We start from the raw sequence: 20874 nt of genomic DNA on the forward strand, positions 1-20874 counted from the left end.
GTACTTAAATATAATAGACCGTGTTTAAACCTGAAGAAATCATCCAAATACAAACAAAAAAAGATTTTCATAGAGTAGCTATGAAAGTCTTTAGATTCCAGTATGAACATAATCCTGTTTATCAACAGTTCTGTAATCTTCTAAATAAAACTCCTGAGCAAGTCAAAACATTAACTGATGTACCTTTTCTACCTATCGAGTTCTTTAAGAGCAAAGATGTTTTATCTTCAATAGATCCTATAAAAATAACATTCACAAGTAGTGGTACTACCGGAATGATAACTAGTAAACATCATGTGACTGATCTAGACTATTACGAATACAGCTTTAGAGCAGCATTCTCTCACTTCTATGGAAATATCGAAGACTATGTTGTTTTAGCTCTTTTACCTGCTTATTTAGAAAGAGAAGGTTCTTCTCTAATCTATATGGTAGAAGATCTTATAGAAGGTTCTAATCAGCCTGAAAGTGGATTCTACCTACACAACTATGAAGAATTAGCTAAAATGCTAATCGATTTAGATAAACAAGGTAAAAATGTTCTATTAATAGGTGTTACCTATGCCTTACTAGATATGATAGAAATGCAAAAGTTTAACCTTAGCAATACTATCATTATGGAGACTGGAGGCATGAAAGGTAGACGTAAAGAAATGATACGAGAAGAACTACACCAAGTATTATGTGAAGGTTTCGGGGTATCTAAAATACACTCTGAGTATGGAATGACCGAACTATTATCTCAAGGCTATTCTTTTGGTGATGGTATCTTTGAATGTCCTCCATGGATGGATATCTTAACTCGTGATCCAGAAGATGCTTTAACCTATGTAGAAGAAGGCAAAACAGGCGGGGTCAATGTAATCGATTTAGCTAACCTTAATTCTTGCTCGTTTATTGCTACACAAGACTTAGGAAAAAAATATAAAGATGGTTCTTTCGAAATACTTGGAAGATTTGACCATTCTGACATAAGAGGTTGTAATCTTATGGTTGTATAATAAAAGAGCCTCATACATTTAAACGTATGAGGCTCTTTCTTATAATTACTTTTCTAAAAGATCTAATTTCTCTGCAAAATAATCACAGAAGTCTTTCATTGTTGCTGCCATCTTCTCATCTTCTGTAGCACGCTCAAATGTATCTGACATTGCCACTAATGTTTGATGAAAGAACTTTTTCATCTCATCTACAGGCATATCCTTAGTCCACAAGTCTATACGCAATGTCTCTTTGGCTTTATGATCCCAGATAGATAATAACATTGCTTTAGAACTAGCTTTCTCTACACCTCCATCTTTAGCAGTCCAAAACAATTTATCTGGTACTTTATTCTCGTCTAACTCTACTCTAATATTTATATCAGAAACGTGATTTTTACTCATTACTTCTTTGGTTTATACTTTGATTTTTCAAATATTTCTTTTGCATCCGTATTAAACAGATCATGCAAAGTTACATTATTATTTTGCATATACGCATTAACAATCTGCCAACCTAACCAAGCTCCAGTTCTCCCTGGGCTATCACCATCAATATCTAAATAATACTTAGAAAAAGGAGCAGCTGTAAGAAATCGACTACTCAACTTACTGTCTGTATCAAATAATAAATTATTCTCTATAAAATATCTCCACATCTCTGGCTCATTCTCCTGACACCACTGTATCTGCTCTAAAGTATACCCCATGATATAAGCATCATTAACTTTAGGCAACAATAATTTCTTAGCGTATAATACCTTACCGTATTGTACCATACCTCCTAAGAAAGTACGATCTCTATTGCCTCCTATTTTCTGTAAAACGAAGCTTTCTGCTAAATCAGGTAATATCTGTGTGGGCTCAAAAGATGGTCTTAAATACTCAGGAAAACTAACATAGAAATGATGATCCTTCCCTAAATAAGTATCTAAAGCAATCAATGCTAACGAATCTGCATAAATAGCTTTTGCTGTCACATCCACTTCCGAGATTAATGTGATTACCTTTTTCTTCGAAGCCTCATGTGGATAATAATACTTCACATGTTTAAAGAACTCTTCTAATTGCTTTGGCAATTCACCTAAATCTTGGTATTTCTTCTCTACCTCTTCATTTAACTCAATGAATATGGTATCTTGTTTTTTCTTTATCCAAAACTCATCAGATAAATTCTCATTAAAGAAATACGGATACTGCTTTTTAATACTTGCTAGATCAGCATCTTCTGACTTGAAGAACTCCTGATCAAAGCGAGTAACAGTCATATCTATAGGAATAGCATTAATCTCTTTATCAAGTTCACTCTGCTTATCTCCACAGCTAGACCAAAAAACACAGCTCACTAGTAATACAGCACTAGATAAATTAGTAAATTTGGAAAAAGTCATTTTATCTTTTTTTATTTTCAATGTACAAATATAATAAGATAGATATCAACCTATTCCATAAATATTTAAAGTCATGGTAAACAACACTAAAATGAATACTTCAGCAGTAACAGATTATATCGTTAATTGGTTAAAAGAATATGCGCAGAATGCAAGAGTAAGTGGATATGTAATAGGAATATCAGGTGGTATTGATTCTGCGGTAACCTCAACACTATGCGCTATGACAGGACTACCGCTATTATGTGTTGAAATGCCAATTCATCAAGATTCCTCACAAGTATCAAGAGCAAAAGAACATATCTCTTTCTTACAAGAAAAGTTTACTAATGTAGCCTCTACTGTAGCAGACTTAACTTCGACATTTGAAACATTAAAAACAGCTGTTCCCTCTTCAGATGATGAAGCTATCTTAAACCTTACACTTGCCAACACACGTGCTAGATTGCGTATGACTACATTATACTACTATGCTGGACTACACAGAAGTCTAGTAGCAGGAACAGGAAATAAAGTAGAAGACTTCGGAGTTGGTTTCTTTACTAAATATGGTGATGGTGGTGTAGACGTAAGCCCTATAGCAGACTTAATGAAATCAGAAGTACGTGCTATCGGAGAGTACTTAGGAGTTCCTAGTAGTATTATAGTAGCTAAACCTACTGATGGATTATTTGGGGATGAGCGATCTGATGAAGATCAACTAGGTGCTAATTATGACGAACTAGAAATAGCTATGCTAGCACACGAAAAAGGAGCTAAAGCAGAAGACTTCACAGGAAGAGAAAAAGAAGTTTTTGAAATATATAGCAGATTAAATAGAATCAACCAACATAAGATTAACCCTATACCTGTTTGTATAATTCCTATAGAAATCAAATAATTACTTACTAATATATTTTTTTATTATTAACTATATATTAAAACAAATACCTTTGTTAAAAAATATTAGTTATGAAAAAGTTTTTATTGTTTTTACTTACCATATTATCAATATCCCTAGCAGGATGTTCTTCAGATGATGATTATTGTGGTAATGAAACCTATAGATCATTACAACTTAATGAGACACCTAATTTTAGCCCTTTAAATTTCTATGTAAAAGGACTCAAAGGAGATTCCTTTATTGTCATTAGAAATGAAAGAGATTTCCAAAATAGAGTGCATGGAGCTCAATACTATAGAAATGTTATAGATTGGAGATATGATGAGCTGATTATTGGACAAAAATATGAAGAGCGTTTCAGTAAAATTATTGACATATCAACATTCTATAAAGAAAGTTGTAATTACAACTTTCAAAACATTCTAAATGTAGAAATTAAAGTGAACAAAGGCTATAGATATAATGGTTATATTACTTACCATACCATTGTTCCTAAAACAAAAAGTGAGCAATACGATGTAATAACTACTGTTCAATTCTATAATTAATACAAAAAGAGGCAATAGCCTCTTTTTTTAGTCTTCTATCGTTTTAAATCTTGATGTTACTTGACCTAATCTCTTAGAGAACATATTCATCAGACTTGTGTAATCCATAATTAGCGTAAGCATCTCATAAGATCTCTTCTCATCACTATCTTTCAGCTTTACCTTATACTTTTCTATCATGGTATTCAATAAGAACATTCTAAGAGTTAGAATAGTTTCTGTCACATATTGAGATACTCCCTGCTCCTTCTGTTTCACTATAATATTCTGAGACTCCCAATTGTGCAAAGCTTCCTTCTCATCCTCCATGATAATATTAGTTACTTCCTGAGCCATTTCTGGATCTAATGTCTTTAAATACTTCTCCAGATCCCAAGCGTTATGATGATAGTAATCCATAATATCTTTATAAATCACTTTGAACATTGGATTGGTTAGCTGTACCTCATCTTCCTGCAAACTAAGGTAAATACGTTCATATACCTTCTGTTCTACTTTATGTTCTACCTCTATTACCTCATTGTCCTCATTCACATCTAATAAGAGCTCTATAAACAACTCTTCCATATTACCATACAACAGCAATATCTCGATGATCTTGCGTTCTAAATTATATTGTGGATCAATTGCTTCTTTTGGTTGTTGCTCTGAATGCACCACCTCCATCTGCTTCCTCTCCTGTGTATATTTCTTATTTGCCTCAGCTAATTCTTTTCGACCAATCTGAGCTAAAGAATTAAAGATTACATCCTCAGAAATATCCATTATACGAGCACATTCCTGCACATAGATTTCTCTCTGTATCTGATCAGGAATCTTAGAGATACTCTGTACCATATCTCTAATTAACTCTGCTTTCTTAATAGGGTCATTCTTCGCTTCCCCCATTAATAGATTAGCCTTGTAACGGATAAAGTCAGTAGCATTATTCTTGAAATACTCGTCTAGCTGTTCTTTAGAATGCTTTCGAGCAAAACTATCTGGGTCTTCTCCATCAGGCAAAGGACATACGCGTACGTTCATCCCTGCCTCTAATATCAAGTCTACCCCTCTAAGAGAAGCTCTAATACCAGCAGCATCCCCATCAAATAACATCGTGATATTCTTAGTCAATCGACTAATCAAACGGATTTGGTCAGGCGTTAATGCAGTACCCGAAGAAGCGACGACATTCTTTATACCGGTCTGATGCATCTGTATAACATCGGTATATCCTTCTACTAAGAAACAGTTATCTTGTTTGGCAATTTCTTGTTTAGCATGATAGATACCATATAGTACCTTACTCTTGTGATAGATATCACTTTCAGGAGAGTTTAGGTATTTAGCAGCTTTCTTATCAGTAATAAGAATACGTCCTCCGAATCCTAATACTCGACCGGACATACTCTGAATAGGAAACATAACTCTTCCCTTAAATCGGTCAAACTTACGGTCTTCTTTTACAATGGTAAGCCCTGTTTTCTCTAAGTATTCTAAAGAATATCCCTTCTGAAGAGCTGCATCTGTGAAAGCACTCCACTGATCTGGAGAATACCCTAATCCGAACTCTTTAATTGTCTCTTGAGTAAAACCACGCTCTTTAAAGTAGGTCATTCCTATTGCCTTACCTTCTTCCGCATTGAACAATGTCTCTTCAAAGTACTTCTTCGCAAACTCAGACACGATGAACATACTCTCCTTTTCATTCAGTTGCTCTTTCTCCTCATCGCTCTGTTCTGTCTCTTCTATTTCGATACCATATTTCTTTGCTAAATATCGTATTGCCTCAGGATAAGAGAAGTGTTCATGCTCCATAATAAAGCTAATCGCATTACCTCCCTTTCCAGAACTAAAGTCTTTCCATATTTGCTTCACAGGTGACACCATAAATGACGGAGTCTTCTCGTTTACGAAAGGACTTAAGCCTTTGTAATTACTCCCTGACTTTTTCAGAGTTACAAAGTCTCCTATCACCTCCTCTACACGAGCAGCGTCAAATACAGCATCTATGGTACTTTTGGAAATCATATTTTTATTGGAATGTGCTTACAAAGATAAAAAAAGAAGTCGCTTAATATATACTAAGCGACTCTTTCTGTTTTTATACCGTTTATTACTATTTTACTTTTTTCTTTCTATAACATAATTCACCATCGTGAACAGAGCTTCTCTATAAGTAGATTCTGGAAACTCCTGTAGTATATTTAAAGCCTCTTGTTGATACTCTACCATCTTAGTAGTAGCGTATTCTAGACCTCCTTTTTGTTTGACGAATGCGATGACTTCTTTCACACGTCTTTTATCCTCATTGTGATTTTTAACAGAGTTAATCAACCATTTCTTTTCTTTTGGTTCACAAGTATTCAAAGTATAAATAAGAGGAAGTGTCATCTTTTGTTCTTTGATATCAATACCTGTCGGCTTACCAATAGGCCCATCCGTATAGTCAAATAAATCATCCTTTATCTGGAATGCCATACCGATTAACTCTCCGAACTTACGCATCTTCTCTATAAGTTCTGCATTATCTGGATCGACAGCAGCAGCTCCTAATGAACAACAAGCCGCAATCAATGTAGCTGTCTTCTGACGAATGATCTCATAATACACCTCTTCTGTAATGTCTAATCGTCTCGCTTTCTCTATCTGAAGTAATTCTCCCTCACTCATCTCACGTACAGCCACTGAGATAATTCGAAGTAAATCAAAATCACCGTTATCAATAGACAATAAAAGTCCTTTTGCTAATAGGTAATCACCTACTAACACGGCTATCTTATTCTTCCATAAAGCATTAAGGGAAAAGAAACCTCTACGTTTATTACTATCATCTACTACATCATCGTGTACTAGAGTAGCAGTATGGATTAACTCTATAACAGATGCTCCTCGATAAGTACGCTCATTAACCTCACCTGCCACCATCTTCGCTACTAGAAATACAAACATAGGGCGCATCTGCTTCCCTTTTCTATTTACAATGTAGTAAGTGATTCTGTTTAGTAAGGCTACCTTAGTAGTCATTGAGTTGCGGAACTTCTTTTCAAAAAGCTCCATCTCATTCTGTATAGGCTGTTTTATTTGCTGTACTATGTTCATTGCACCCAAAAATACGACTTTTTTATATCATTCGATAGTTTCCCTCAAATAGAAATCATTAAGAAATTGCTAAACAATTCTTTACGTAATTTCCTCTAAACTAAACTTATGATTTATTAGCCAACTGACCACAAGCTGCATCAATATCTTTACCACGACTACGACGTACCACTACAGTGATATCATTCTTCTCTAAAGCTGCTATATAGCTATTCGTAGCACGTTCATCTGCTTGTTGGAACTCTCCATCATCGATAGGGTTGTACTCAATCAAGTTTACTTTACACGGTACATACTTACAGAACTTCACTAATGCATCCACAGAAGCTTTGTCATCGTTAATTCCTTTCCAAATCACATACTCATACGTAACGCGACTCTTCGTCTTACTATACCAGTACTGAAGTGATTCACGCAACTCCGTTAATGGGAAATTCTTAGTAAAAGGCATAATACGATTACGTGTCTCTTCGATAGCAGAGTGTAAAGACACTGCCAACTTAAACTTCACACCATCATCTGCCAACTTCTTGATCATCTTAGGCAATCCTGAAGTAGACACTGTGATACGCTTAGGAGACATCCCTAGCCCTTCTTCAGAAGTAATCTTCTCAATGGCTTTCTGTACGTTATTATAATTCATTAACGGCTCTCCCATTCCCATAAACACAATATTAGACAACGGGTGTCCATGATTCTGTCTACTTTGTTGGTCGATTGTTAATACTTGATCATAAATCTCATCAGGATTCAAGTTACGCATACGCTTAAGGCGAGCAGTAGCACAGAACTCACAGTCTAAACTACACCCTACCTGAGAAGATACACAGGCTGTAGTACGTGTTTCTGTAGGAATCAAAACAGACTCTACGATAAGACCATCGTGTAACTTCACACCATTCTTGATAGTACCATCAGTACTTACCTGCATACTATCTACTTTGATATGATTAATTACGAAGTTAGCATCTAGCATCTCACGGGTAGCCAATGATAAGTTACTCATATCTTCAAAGCTATGAGCCCCTTTACTCCATAACCACTCGTACACTTGGTTTCCTCTAAATGCCTTATCTCCCTGAGAAACAAAGAAATCCCTTAATTGTTCCTTAGATAAACTTCTGATGTCTTTTTTGTCTATTTGCATGGCGCAAAGTTAATCTCAAATTATCCGACTGCCAAATACTGTAATAAAATTATAACAATAATGTAAGGAACAATCAATTAGGAACTAGTGTACTGTATAACCAACTAGTATCCACAAAGCTAGTCATTCTTAACCGTCCACCATAAACTGTCAACTGTCAACTGTTAACTGTTAACCTTTAACCGTAACCTTCTTCACTGCCAGCACATGCTTACACATTCCTCTATCTCCTTGGTACTTACCATACCACTCACAAGTACATCGCTCCTGATCACCATCTAAGATTACCGTATGTCTCACACCACCAGTTCCCTCTACACGAGCTTCTACCCGTCCATTAGCATCACTAATAATCTCTACTTTATTCTCAGCTATTAGTTTCTCAGCATTCTTTAGGCGAGGATTTAGACTTAGGATACGCTCTAGCTTAAAGGGCAATCTTCTATAAAAGAAAGCATTGTCATCTAAGTCAAACCCTAATAATCCCATAGCTGCTAATCGCCCTGTCAGACTATCTGCATCAGTGAAACTCATCCCTTCTTCCATCGCAAACATCGTCGGGTTAAAGCGTTGATTCGCATAAGCATACTTATCCATCGCATCTATCCACTCGTCATCCACATCATCTATTAACGACTCTAATGCTGCTCCCTCTCCCGAGAACCCTCTAAAAGCTTCACGAGATAAAGACAAACTAAATCGAATATCGCCAAAATACAACTGCCACGTGGTGCTCTGCATATCAGGATGTGGATATACTTGCATAGTATCTATATAAGGCAATAGAGGTTCTAACAATCTCAAGCGATGAATACCTCCTACACAGACTGCATTAGCAGACTTAACAGGTGTAAACACAGGCATATTACCACGTACAGTTAAGTAATAATCTGTCTTGATCGCCCCTTTCGGAATACCTCTAAACAGTTGTTGTGTCTGTATTTTATTAAACGTATGTACTTTCTCTGCCTTAGACAGATAGATCTGTACCGTACTCAGTCCCTTAATCCACTTAATCGGAAGAGGTACTTTTCGTTCCACTATTTTCTTATCCTCAGTCTGAATACTAACCTCCTTCTGACCTATTGACAGCAGTACATTTTCCTTTTGCTTAATACTATTCAGCGCAGTAAGCATCGGTTGGTTAAAGTCTACATTCGTAGTCCCATTCTCTAAGAACTCCCCATCTAACCCATCAGGCAATACATCTACACGAGCGTACACTCCTGCACAGTGAGAGAATCCTTCGAATCGCACTCTACCATCCCCAGCTGTAGCAATAGGGTCTTTTAGCTTAGCTAGATCAGCAGGAGATAAATTAAAACTAGACTTCACCACATTAGACAACGTGATTAAACAACGTGCCATAATAAAAGGATCCTTCACATTACCCCAAAAAAAGCATGGAGCATCAGTCTTCTTCTGTATCTCACTGTACTTCGCTAAGAATAATTCGTCCCCTCCCTTGCCTTTCGTTAAGCTAGAAGGGTTATTGTATATATAAGATAATAAGTCGTTCATGGTACTTACAAATGAGTAAGCAAGGTACTAAAATTCATAGAAATATAACCTTCTAGAACTGTACACATCTGTTCTCTTATTTTAAAAAAAGGCAATTACTCTTTGATAATAAACCCATTACACATTATCTTTGTCCATTATGCAGCAATAGTAAAATAACATTCCGAATCACAGTCGCCCCCTACAGCGTAGTAAGTGACTCAGTTTATTTAAGCGTACCCCCTCTTTAGGGTACCGTTATTTTATTATATATACTTATGCAATCAAACAAGATTAACAGCATCGTAATATTCATTACGATCACCATTATATTAGACAGTGCTGGCTTCGGTATTATCTTTCCAGTATTACCAGAACTATTAGAACACGTACTACATGCTGACCTCAGCACAGCAGCGAAGTACGGAGGTGTACTTACGTTAGCTTACGCCTTTATGCAATTTATCTTTGCACCAATCTTAGGGATTATTAGCGATCGTTATGGACGTAGACGAGTATTATTACTTTCTCTTTTTGGATTCTCTATAGACTGTTTTATTATGGCACTTGCTCATAGTTATTGGTTACTATTCATCAGTCGGCTTATCGCCGGGGTGACAGGTGCTACCTTTGCCGTGGCATCAGCTACGATTACAGATGTTACAGATGAAGATAACAGAACGAAATACTTCGGCTATTTAAATGCAGCTTTTAATATTGGCTTTATCATAGGCCCTTTAGTAGGAGGATTATTAGGAGAATATCATTTTACCTACCCTTTTTACTTTGCGGGAATATTAGGTTTATTAAATGTTCTTTATGGGTATTTCTTCTTTCCAGAAACCAATACTTCACGTTCACTGAAACGATTATCACTAAAAGAAATCTCCCCTTTACAATCTCTAAAAAGTATCAAGCGCTTTAAACAACTAAGTCTACTATTTATTGTATTCTTTTTACTTTCGGCTGCATCACATAGCATGGAGAGTACGTGGTCATTCTATACCATGATACAGTTTGACTGGAGTAAACAGCAAGTAGGATTATCACTAACCATTATAGGCATCATAGGTTTCTTAGTACAAGCATACCTATTGCAATACTTGTCTACTAAACTATCAGACCAAAGACTTGTCTACATCGGTTTATTAACCTGCTTTATAGGATTACTCTTATTGAGTTATTGTGTTACTGAAATACAACTCTGGGTAGGTATCACATTATACTTACTAGGAAGTATACAACAGACAGGTTTTCAGTCTATGCTATCTAAGTCACTAGATCAGCAACATCAAGGAGAACTACAGGGGGTATTAGGAAGCCTTAACGGATTAACGACTATTGTGGCTCCACCAGTATTTACCTATTGTTTCTACCTATACACACAGGACAATACCTTACCATACTTACCTGGTATAGCCTTTGCCATAGCAGCTTTATTACTCCTAATTAGCTTATTACTACTCTTGAGACATAAGAAGTAAGTTTTAAAAAAACAGCCCTATTCTTTACTAGAATAGGGCTACTTATATTATTATTCAGGCACTTATATTGACTATATCAATGTATGATATACTAATATGATTCCTCCTATCGTCGGAATAACAAAGAAGTAGTAATATTTGGAAGTTACTACTAACCTACACCTTACCCGTTGTCTTTGTCATCTTGACGTAAGGAAAGATCACACACGAGATGTAGAAATAGTCGTGAGAATAAACTAGTGCGATTCCTCCTATCGTCGGGATGACATACTGTGTGCTATACAGTATGTCAATAGGAAGTGACACAGAACAGAGCCTTAAAAAAACATCTGTTTGACACCGTTAGTGAATGGGACATTCCTAATTCTAAATTCCCAATTAAAAAAAGCCGATACTGTCGCTAGTATCGGCTTTTCATTGTCGTCTATAAATTGTTAGTTTATCCTTGTTTTAAAAGTTAGGTTTATGAATAATCACATGCCATAGGCACACATTCGTAATTCCTAACTCTCAATTCCTAATTGATTACTATAGATCTGCGAAGAAGTCATTTCCTTTATCATCAGTGATGATGAAGGCAGGGAAGTCTTTCACTACGATCTTACGTACAGCTTCCATTCCTAATTCTGGGAAGTCAACCACCTCTACGCTTAAGATATTCTCTTTTGCAAGGATAGCAGCTGGTCCTCCGATAGAACCTAGATAGAAACCACCGTGTTTTTTACACGCATTAGTTACCGCTTGGCTACGGTTACCTTTCGCTAACATAATCATACTTCCACCTACCGCTTGGAAACTATCTACATAAGGATCCATACGCCCTGCTGTAGTTGGTCCGAAGCTTCCTGATGGCATACCATCTGGAGTCTTAGCTGGCCCTGCATAGTACACTGGGTGATTTTTGAAGTATTCTGGCATCTCTTGTCCATTGTCTAACATCTCTTGGATCTTAGCGTGAGCGATGTCGCGCGCCACGATAACAGTTCCGTTTAACATTACACGAGTTTTGATAGGATGCTTCGTTAACTCTGCTAATTGTTCTTTCATTGGCTTGTCCAAGTCGATTACCACAGGCTCTTCTAAGTGAGGAGCTACTGCAGGCAAGAAGCGTCCTGGATCAGTCTCTAATTGTTCTACGAATAATCCCTCTGCAGTGATTTTCGCTTTTATATTTCTATCTGCCGAACAAGATACTCCTAATCCTACAGGACATGAAGCAGCGTGACGAGGAAGACGGATCACACGTACATCATGAGTAAAGTATTTACCCCCGAACTGTGCTCCAATCTTAGACTCTTGACAGATTAATTGTAATTTTTTCTCCCACTCTAAGTCACGGAACGCTTGACCTCCCATATTCCCAGAAGTAGGTAAGTTATCATAGTATCCAGCAGATGCTTTCTTTACAGCCGCTAAGTTTGCCTCAGCAGATGTACCACCGATCACTAATGCTAAGTGATATGGAGGACAGGCAGCAGTACCTAGATCCATGATTTTCTCTTTGATAAATTCCGTTAAGTTTTTATCATTAAGAAGAGATTTTGTTTTTTGGTATAAGAACGTCTTGTTAGCAGATCCTCCACCTTTCGCTAAGAATAAGAACTCATATTTAGCTCCTTGTGTAGCATAGATATCGATCTGTGCTGGTAAGTTAGAACCTGAGTTTTTCTCCTCAAACATACTGATAGGTACGATCTGAGAGTAACGCAAGTTTTTCTTTTGGTATGTTTCAAAGATACCTTTAGATAAACTCTCGGCATCATTCGATCCCGTATATACGTTTTCTCCTTTTTTTGCCACTACGATAGCAGTACCTGTATCTTGACAAGAAGGCAATTGTCCTTCTACTGCTACTTTTGCGTTTTGTAATAAGTTATAAGCCACAAAACGATCGTTATCTGTCGCTTCCGGATCGTCTAGGATAGCTTTTAATTTTTCTAAGTGCGATGTTCTCAACATGAATGACACATCTGTCATCGCTGTCTCAGCAATCATCTCAATCGCTTTAGGATCAACCACTAATATCTCTCTATCTCCTAATTTTTCTACTTTTACATAGTCAGAAGAAATCTTTTTGTACTGCGTATCATCTTTCTGAATCGGATACGGATCTTGATATATGAAGTCCATTGAATTGTTAGTTTATTTTTGTTTAGTAAAATTACTAATTAAAGTCCTTATAAAATCGTAGAATGCTTCTAAATAGCCAGTGTTTATAAGGGATATAGATCATTTACACTTTACAGATTAATATTAGAACTCTTCATTTTATTTCTCTAAGAATGAGCACTTTCTTCGCATATTAGACAACATTTTTTTATTCTCTTTTTATAATATGTAGCACTATCTTATTCCTTCACCTCCTATCACACTAATATTAAGCACATTACTATGCTTTCTATTCTAATTCCCTTTTACTCACTTTTACGCTCCTTCCACTTGCTCACTATATGATACCTATATGATGGGATAGTGATAGGCTATTTTTGGTACTTTTAAGCCGACCAAATGCCCATCACTAGCCGACCACATGCCGACCACCCCCTAATAAATAGTATTTTATTCCCATTTATCATTCAATCTAGTCTGAATTGCATTTTATATTAATGGGTAAAATCTATCTCTTACTGAATATAAAAAAGCCTTGAATCTATTGACTCAAGGCTTTTCGATATCTTACTGTTTATTTATTATCTATAAACTTCGCATATAGGCAATAAGTGCTTCCATTTCTAGATCGCTAAACTTCTTCGTGATCTCTAAGTTAGCTTGCATAATGATAAACTGAGACGGATCAACTATAGGTTCCTCATTTCCTCTCAAGAAAGAAACTAGATCAGCGTTGTGTTTATCATACACTTGTAATATTTCTTTGACACTAGGTCCTATTATTTTTTTATCTGTCTGATGGCAAGAAGCACAGTTTCCTTTTCCTTTAAAGATGTCTTCACCTAGTTTGATTTTTTCAGACATAGTCATTTCGGCTACTTCTCCTCTCTCTGATTCGTACACAGCTTCAGGTTGTGTTTTATCATCCTTACCGCCACATGCTACTACACTAATAGTAGCAAGAAGTAGCAAACTAGTTTTTATAATTTTTGTCATTGTTGTTGTTTATTTATTTCCATCAAAAATAGAGAAACAAAATGAACATTATAGTATACAAAACAGTCCTTTTAGTGCAATAAACGGACAAATAACATTTAGTAGTCTCTATATCGTTTAGTCAAAATCAATAAAATCATCTATCGTCAGGTAGTAATCTAATGCCATGATGAGCTCTTCTACCGTCACTGTGGGTTTCTGGCTCACTGCTAAGTCTACTACATCTTGTATATCTTCGTCAGAGCACAGATACCACATATCTAGTTCTGTAACAGCGTCTGGATATATCTCTTCATCATCCTCTGTCACCTCAACAGGATCACCAACATAAATCTCTAATTCTACATCTGCCTCATCTTCTACAGCATAAATAGCATACTGATAGGCTGGATCATACTCCGTAGTTCTTTCTTTTCGATCTTTAACAAGTAAGATAAACTCTGCTAATCGATATGTTTTATTTTTAAAATCAGGCGTCATATATTCTATAATTTTACTAGTGGATAAAGTTAAAACACTTCTTACTACTATTTAGAAAAAAAGTTATCAATAGCTTATAATGAAAAAAGCTCGTTGACAAAATCAACGAGCTTCTTTTATTTATAGTACTTATTCTAACTATTTATTCAATAAAATAGACGCTTCTTTAGCGAAGTATGTTGAGATAATACTTGCTCCAGCGCGTTTGATACAAGTTAATTGTTCCATCATTATCTGATCGTGATCAAGCCACCCTCTCTCTGATGCAGCCTTTACCATAGCGTACTCACCAGATACTTGGTACACAGCTACAGGCACATTCACAGCGTCTTTCACTTCACGTACGATATCTAAATAAGCCATACCAGGTTTTACCATAAGGATATCTGCTCCTTCTTCTACATCGTATAACGCCTCTTTCACAGCCTCAATACGATTAGCATAGTCCATCTGGTATGTTTTTTTGTCTTTTGGTATCTCTACATCTGCTCTCGGTGCGCTGTCTAGTGCATCGCGGAATGGTCCGTAGAATGCAGATGCATACTTAGCAGAATAACTCATGATACCTACATTCGTAAATCCTGATTGGTCTAATGCTTCACGCATACGTAAGATACGTCCGTCCATCATATCACTAGGTGCTACGAAGTCTGCTCCTGCCTCTGCATGAGATACGCTCATCTTCGTCAGTGCATCTACTGTAGGGTCATTCACTACTACTCCATTCTCTATAATACCATCATGTCCGTATATAGAATATGGGTCTAATGCTACGTCTGGCATTACGATCATACCTGGACATGCATCTTTTATCGCTTTGATAGCAGTCTGCATTAATCCATTAGGATTCCATGCTTCTGTACCTGCATTGTCTTTTAAATGATCACTTACTTTTACATAGATATTCACTGCGCGAATACCTAATGCATAAAGCTCTTTTACTTCCTTTACTGTCAAATCCACAGAACGTCTAAACATACCTGGCATCGAAGGAATAGCTTCTTGTACATTAGTCCCTTCTGCTATAAACATAGGGAACATAAAATCTTGTGGAGTCACGATAGTCTCTCTTACCAAACTACGAATAGACTCATTTGTTCTTAATCTTCTACCTCTTTGTAATGGAAACATAATTATTTTTGGTTTACGGTGAACGGTTTACAGTTTACAGTTGCTCTCGACATCTATAAACAGAACGTTGACCTGTGTTCTTATTTTAGTTTACGGTGAACGGTTTACAGTTTACAGTTGCTTTCTACATCTATAAACAGACCGTTGACCTATGTTCTTATTTTGGTTTACGGTGAACGGTATACAGTTTACAGTTGCTCTCGACACCTATAAACAGACCGTTGACCTATGTTCTTATTTTGGTTTATGGTGAACTGTTTACAGTTTACAGTTGCTCTCGACATCTATAAACAGAACGTTGACCTGTGTTCTTATTTTGATTTACGGTGAACGGTATACAGCTTACAGCAAGCGGTTTACAGTTTACAGTTAAATGTACCCGATAATTCTATTAATGTTCTATTTATAGAATAAACAATATTATAGTTTACTTTTTACTATCCATTGTTTCTCTTATTCTTTTAATCAACACTACAAGCATCTTTTTAATACTTACAATATCATTCTGAACTGAGTAAAAATCATTCTCATTCAAGTAACCTAAGTCTTTTGATAAAAATATTAAATACTCAACTTCATGTGCTGAACCTGAGGCGATATATAGATATCTAACAAGTTCTTTTTGTGTATCCTTACCACATCCTTCTGCGATATTGGTAGGAATTGATACTACTGCCCTTCTTATCTGATCTATTAAATTTCTTTCCTCATACTTAGGATATAAATTTAATAATGGATAGATCTTTAATACCAATTCATGGCTCAGTTTCCAAACATTATAATTTCGATAGTCTATCATATAATTCATGGTTATTTATAGTACCATAAATTGCAACAACAAACATTCCATTATACACAAAATCTAATAACTTAATAATTTGTTTATATAACTAATTATCTCTATTAAGTAGTTTTATACTGTAAACTGTTAACCGTGAACTGTAAACTATTTCATCCAATCAACAGGATTAGCTAATACCTTCAACAGCTTTTCTTCCCAACTGTTTTCTTCTGGATGGTGGTCATATACCCATTGTACATGTGGTGGCAAACTCATTAGGATAGATTCGATACGTCCATTGGTTTTTAGGCCAAATAGAGTTCCTTTATCATGAACAAGATTAAACTCTACGTATCTACCTCTTCTGATTTCTTGCCATGTACGGTGCTCATTGCTATAAGGGGTATCCATACGACGTTCTACGATAGGTGCATAAGCTTCTAAGAAGCTATCTCCTACTTCGGTTACGAAGTCATACCACTGTTGCATAGACATTTCTTCTGTTACTTCTAAGCGGTCAAAGAATAATCCTCCGATACCACGTGCCTCTTCTCTATGTGCATTCCAAAAATATTCATCACATTGCTTTTTATACAATGGATAAAACGCTGGATTATGTTTATCACAAGCTGTCTTACATACAGTATGAAAATGCGTAGCATCCTCATCGAATAGGTAATAAGGTGTAAGGTCTTGTCCTCCACCAAACCAAGAACGCACTACTGTACCTTCTTTGTCATACATTTCAAAATAACGCCAGTTAGCATGTACTGTAGGTACCATAGGACTCTTCGGGTGAATCACTAACGATAGTCCACAAGCGAAGAAATCTACATCTCCTACATTAAAGTACTTTTGCATCGCTACTGGTAATGGTCCGTGTACGGCAGAGATATTCACTCCTCCTTTTTCGAATACTGCTCCATTCTCGATTACGCGTGTGCGACCTCCACCACCTTCAGGACGTTCCCAAAGGTCTTCTTGGAATTTTGCCTTTCCATCTATATCTTCAAGTCCTTTTGTAATGGTATCTTGAAGCTGTTGTATATATTGATAAAATTGTTCTTTCATATTATAAATAGTACATATCCTCTCTCTGTCAGGATACTCATCATTAAAAAAACTATTGTTCCGTAGTTCAGCCAATACATTATATTACACCTCTCTACCTTATCTTTAAATAAACAATAGTAAGCAGACTCCTCTAGTCCTACATATCACTATCATAGTGTGTATGATACCTCAACCTGTTTCTGCTGTAAATAGTGATCTCTTAAAGACGACTAATCTTAGTCATGATATTAAATGAGAATGCTTTACTCTCATCTTGGATATATTGATAGACAGCCTTTGCTTTTGCTTTTAATAAAGGCTCTTGAGAAGACCACTTCACTAATAGATCTGTGAACTCTTCCATCTTATCCCAAGGGAAGTTGAATTTATGTAAGTGTAAGGCTAAGTCCTTACCTTCTGTTATCAACAGTTGTTCATAACTCAGGCCTATCTTTTGAAGCTCTACGTCTAGATCTTCTATAAATTTCTTGTCCTCTGGTGTAAATCCAATAGAAGACAACTTCTGAACAATAGACTCTATACGTCTTTCTTCTTCACTTTTTGTTCCTTTGTTTAACATAGGTCAAATGATATAGTAAAACAAAAAAGCCTACGTCATACTTCGGCAGGCTTTTCTGTCAATATTTTACTTGTGTTCGTATTCTTTTACCGCTTCGATAAATGCTTTTGCATGATCTACTGGGATATGAGGTAAGATACCGTGACCTAAGTTCACTATATACTTATCTTTACCGAAAGCATCGATCATCTCGTGTACCATTTTCTTAATAGTAGGGATCGGAGACATTAGACGGCTTGGGTCAAAGTTACCTTGTAATGTGATATCTCCTCCTGTGAATAGACGAGCGTTCTGTGGGCTACAAGTCCAGTCTACTCCTAATGCAGAAGCTTTTGACTTCGCCATTTCAGGTAATGCAAACCAACATCCTTTTCCAAATACAATAACTGGAGTGATATCAGCTAATGCTTCTACTATTTGATTAATATACTGCCATGAAAACTCTTGGTAATCTACTGGAGATAACATACCTCCCCATGAATCGAATATTTGTACTGCATTTACACCTGCTTTTACCTTTTCTTTAAGGTATAAAATAGTTGTATCTGTAATTTTTTGTAATAACGTATGCGCCGCTACTGGGTCAGAAAAACACATTCCTTTCGCTAAGTCAAAGCTCTTAGAACCTTTTCCTTCTACTGCATAACAAAAGATAGTCCAAGGTGAACCAGCGAATCCAATCAATGGTACCTCATCGTTTAACATCTCTTTCGTTACTTTAATAGCATCCATTACATATCCTAATGTCTCTTCGATATTAGGTACGATAACTTGCTCTACATCTTTAGCAGAACGGATAGGATTAGGTACCCATGGCCCTACTCCTGGTCTCATCTCTACATCAATGTTCATAGCTTGCGGTACGACTAAAATATCTGAGAATAAAATAGCAGCATCTGGTTTTACAATACGAATCGGTTGTACTGTAATCTCAGCTGCGATTTCTGGCATTCTACAACGTGTAAAAAAATCATACTTATCTCTTAATTCGCGAAACTCTGGTAAGTATCTACCTGCTTGACGCATCATCCATACAGGTGGTCTCTCTACTGTTTCACCTTTTAACGCTCTTAAGAATAAATCATTTTTAATCATTTCTATTCGATTTTAATACGTCAATTTTTAGCTGACTCTATTTATAATAATCCACACAAGCTTGTAATGTAGCCTCCACTGTAGGTTGCTTCGCTATTACAATATTCTGTGTAACTCCTTTTAATGGTTCTGCTGTAGTATCTCCTATACAGAAGCACACTTCTGTCGTGATGCTGTTCTGCTGAAGATAACTCTCTATCGCTGAAGGACTGTAAAAGCACAATCCATCTATTTTATATTCATTCTTTACTGGATTAAGTACAGTCTGATATACTGTGAACTCATTAAAGACCACACCATTTGCTCTAAAAGCATCTGGCAATAGATCTCTTCTGATACTTCCACTAAAGAATGTTATGTATCTATCTTTATAGTCCTGAACAATGATAGGAGCTAATTCTTTTGCATAATGTGCCCAAGCCTTAACTTCCCAACCGTTCTCTTCCAACAATTCTTTTGTTTTTATCCCTACACATAGCGCTGGTTTCTTATTCAGAACTTCTCTATACCCTTGACTAATCACACTCTTCACCGCATTCTGACTTGTAAACAATACATACTCATGTACAGCATCTAAGTCGAATACCAAGTGTTCTGTCAAGATATAATCTTGTTCTACTAAATGCACCTTCCCTAAAGCAACAGTGTCTAATACACTCGCTTTAATCTTACGTGTAGATAAAATAGTTGGATTAAAAGACATTTTATTTTTTTAATTGTTGACGTAGTGTTTCCATTAATTCACTACCACCATTCTCAAGAATTTCTTTAGCCGCAAAGAATCCAAGTTTCTTCCACTCTGCGATATCCACTACTTTGTTCACTTCGAACTTCTGTTGACCATCTAAAGAGAATAATACCCCTTTAAAATTAATCGTGTCATCGTGATCATTATAAGTAGCTAAAGCACCGATAGGAGCTGTACACCCACCTTCTAGTGTTCTTAAGAACTGTCTTTCTATATAAGTAGTCATCTCTGTTTCATAATCATTTAACTGAGCTACTGCGTCTAAAGCATGATTATCATCTGCATTTACGACTACTACCATAGCTCCCTGTGCAGGTGCTGGTATCATCCAGTCAAGATTAATGAAGTTCGATGGTTTCTTTTTAATACGATCTAAACCAGCTGAAGCGAAGATTGCTCCATTCCAATCGCTGTTTTGTAGTTTTTCCATACGAGTATTTACATTACCTCGTAGGTCAACTGTTGTATGCTTTGGGAAACGGTTTAACCATTGAGCTTTACGTCTTAAACTTCCTGTAGCTACTACTGCCTCAACCTCTTCTGACATAAAAGATGTATCTCCTTTATGTAATAAGATATCTACAGTATTAGCACGTTTAAGTACTGCTCCTTGTACGATTCCTTGTGGTAGAGCTGTTGGTACATCTTTCATAGAATGTACTGCGATATCTACCTCTTTTTTAATCATTGCCACATCTAGAGTCTTAGTAAAGATTCCTGTGATTCCCATCTCATATAGTGGCTTATCTAACACTAGATCTCCTGTAGATTTAACAGGTACTAACTCTGTTTTGTACCCTAATTTCTGAAGAGATTGTTCAACTGTTTTTGCTTGCCACATTGCTAGTTCACTATCACGTGTACCTATACGAATAATTCTACCCATT

20 protein-coding genes are annotated in these 20874 nt (G+C 36.3%); 4 read left to right on the forward strand and 16 right to left on the reverse strand.

All coding sequences use genetic code 11. The annotated features are described in order from the left end of the window. Positions 1–20 precede the first annotated feature (20 nt). Positions 21–1001, forward strand: coding sequence for an acyltransferase (locus MYRA21_RS04535; protein ID WP_006259814.1), 981 nt, complete (start codon positions 21–23; stop codon positions 999–1001). 45 nt (positions 1002–1046) lie between these two features. Here the strand turns inward: MYRA21_RS04535 and gldC are convergent, their stop codons facing one another. Next, the gene (gene gldC / locus MYRA21_RS04540) at positions 1047–1385 is read right to left on the reverse strand and encodes a gliding motility protein GldC (RefSeq protein WP_006259815.1); all 339 of its coding nucleotides are present in this window, start codon (positions 1383–1385) and stop codon (positions 1047–1049) included. After that, positions 1385–2371, reverse strand: a complete 987-nt coding sequence (gene gldB, locus MYRA21_RS04545) for a gliding motility lipoprotein GldB (RefSeq protein ID WP_006259816.1) — start codon at positions 2369–2371, stop codon at positions 1385–1387. The genes gldC and gldB overlap by 1 nt, the downstream gene beginning before the upstream one ends. A 73-nt stretch (positions 2372–2444) precedes the next feature. Here gldB and nadE point away from each other — a divergent pair, with 73 nt between their 5' ends. Both nadE and MYRA21_RS04555 read left to right on the forward strand, forming a co-directional pair. Further along, positions 2445–3251 carry an NAD(+) synthase gene (nadE, locus tag MYRA21_RS04550; RefSeq protein WP_006259817.1) on the forward strand — a complete coding sequence of 269 codons (807 nt, stop codon included), beginning with the start codon at positions 2445–2447 and terminating at the stop codon, positions 3249–3251. Positions 3252–3322: 71 nt separating this feature from the next. Continuing rightward, positions 3323–3802, forward strand: coding sequence for a hypothetical protein (locus MYRA21_RS04555; RefSeq protein ID WP_006259818.1), 480 nt, complete (start codon positions 3323–3325; stop codon positions 3800–3802). Positions 3803–3829: 27 nt separating this feature from the next. Here the strand turns inward: MYRA21_RS04555 and dnaG are convergent, their stop codons facing one another. The 4 genes from dnaG to MYRA21_RS04575 all read right to left on the reverse strand — a co-directional run bounded on the left by dnaG (position 3830) and on the right by MYRA21_RS04575 (position 9551). Beyond that, the gene (dnaG, locus tag MYRA21_RS04560; RefSeq protein WP_006259819.1) at positions 3830–5812 is read right to left on the reverse strand and encodes a DNA primase; all 1983 of its coding nucleotides are present in this window, start codon (positions 5810–5812) and stop codon (positions 3830–3832) included. 93 nt (positions 5813–5905) lie between these two features. Beyond that, positions 5906–6883 carry a polyprenyl synthetase family protein gene (locus MYRA21_RS04565; protein WP_039328652.1) on the reverse strand — a complete coding sequence of 326 codons (978 nt, stop codon included), beginning with the start codon at positions 6881–6883 and terminating at the stop codon, positions 5906–5908. 106 nt (positions 6884–6989) lie between these two features. After that, positions 6990–8030 (reverse strand): 23S rRNA (adenine(2503)-C(2))-methyltransferase RlmN, encoded by a 1041-nt coding sequence (gene rlmN / locus MYRA21_RS04570; protein ID WP_006259821.1) that lies wholly within the window; start codon positions 8028–8030, stop codon positions 6990–6992. A 171-nt stretch (positions 8031–8201) separates the two neighbouring features. Then, positions 8202–9551: an SWIM zinc finger family protein gene (locus tag MYRA21_RS04575; RefSeq protein ID WP_006259822.1), complete on the reverse strand. Its 1350-nt coding sequence runs from the start codon at positions 9549–9551 to the stop codon at positions 8202–8204. 257 nt (positions 9552–9808) lie between these two features. On the opposite strand from MYRA21_RS04575, the gene MYRA21_RS04580 reads away from it, so the two are divergent. Further along, positions 9809–11014 (forward strand): tetracycline resistance MFS efflux pump, encoded by a 1206-nt coding sequence (locus MYRA21_RS04580; RefSeq protein ID WP_006259823.1) that lies wholly within the window; start codon positions 9809–9811, stop codon positions 11012–11014. 528 nt (positions 11015–11542) lie between these two features. Here MYRA21_RS04580 and MYRA21_RS04585 read toward each other — a convergent pair. From MYRA21_RS04585 to hemC, 10 genes are all read right to left on the reverse strand, one after another. Next, a complete protein-coding gene (locus tag MYRA21_RS04585; protein ID WP_006259824.1) occupies positions 11543–13144 on the reverse strand; it encodes a fumarate hydratase in 1602 nt (533 codons plus the stop codon). Between the two features lie 564 nt (positions 13145–13708). Beyond that, positions 13709–14119 carry a c-type cytochrome gene (locus MYRA21_RS04590; RefSeq protein ID WP_006259825.1) on the reverse strand — a complete coding sequence of 137 codons (411 nt, stop codon included), beginning with the start codon at positions 14117–14119 and terminating at the stop codon, positions 13709–13711. 117 nt (positions 14120–14236) lie between these two features. Further along, positions 14237–14599: a hypothetical protein gene (locus tag MYRA21_RS04595; RefSeq protein ID WP_006259826.1), complete on the reverse strand. Its 363-nt coding sequence runs from the start codon at positions 14597–14599 to the stop codon at positions 14237–14239. Positions 14600–14737: 138 nt separating this feature from the next. Further along, positions 14738–15730 carry a porphobilinogen synthase gene (hemB, locus tag MYRA21_RS04600; RefSeq protein ID WP_006262347.1) on the reverse strand — a complete coding sequence of 331 codons (993 nt, stop codon included), beginning with the start codon at positions 15728–15730 and terminating at the stop codon, positions 14738–14740. Between the two features lie 427 nt (positions 15731–16157). Then, the gene (locus MYRA21_RS04605; protein ID WP_006259828.1) at positions 16158–16529 is read right to left on the reverse strand and encodes a four helix bundle protein; all 372 of its coding nucleotides are present in this window, start codon (positions 16527–16529) and stop codon (positions 16158–16160) included. Positions 16530–16676: 147 nt separating this feature from the next. Further along, positions 16677–17657: an oxygen-dependent coproporphyrinogen oxidase gene (gene hemF, locus MYRA21_RS04610; RefSeq protein WP_006259829.1), complete on the reverse strand. Its 981-nt coding sequence runs from the start codon at positions 17655–17657 to the stop codon at positions 16677–16679. Between the two features lie 127 nt (positions 17658–17784). Continuing rightward, positions 17785–18144, reverse strand: coding sequence for a hypothetical protein (locus MYRA21_RS04615; RefSeq protein WP_006259830.1), 360 nt, complete (start codon positions 18142–18144; stop codon positions 17785–17787). A gap of 66 nt (positions 18145–18210) precedes the next feature. Beyond that, positions 18211–19239, reverse strand: a complete 1029-nt coding sequence (hemE, locus tag MYRA21_RS04620; protein WP_039328658.1) for a uroporphyrinogen decarboxylase — start codon at positions 19237–19239, stop codon at positions 18211–18213. Between the two features lie 37 nt (positions 19240–19276). Then, positions 19277–19942, reverse strand: a complete 666-nt coding sequence (locus MYRA21_RS04625) for a uroporphyrinogen-III synthase (protein WP_006259832.1) — start codon at positions 19940–19942, stop codon at positions 19277–19279. Between the two features lies 1 nt (position 19943). After that, positions 19944–20873 (reverse strand): hydroxymethylbilane synthase, encoded by a 930-nt coding sequence (gene hemC / locus MYRA21_RS04630; RefSeq protein WP_006259833.1) that lies wholly within the window; start codon positions 20871–20873, stop codon positions 19944–19946. Position 20874: the final 1 nt, after the last annotated feature.

Source organism: Myroides sp. A21 (genome assembly GCF_000807225.1).
GTDB lineage: Bacteria > Bacteroidota > Bacteroidia > Flavobacteriales > Flavobacteriaceae > Flavobacterium > Flavobacterium odoratimimum.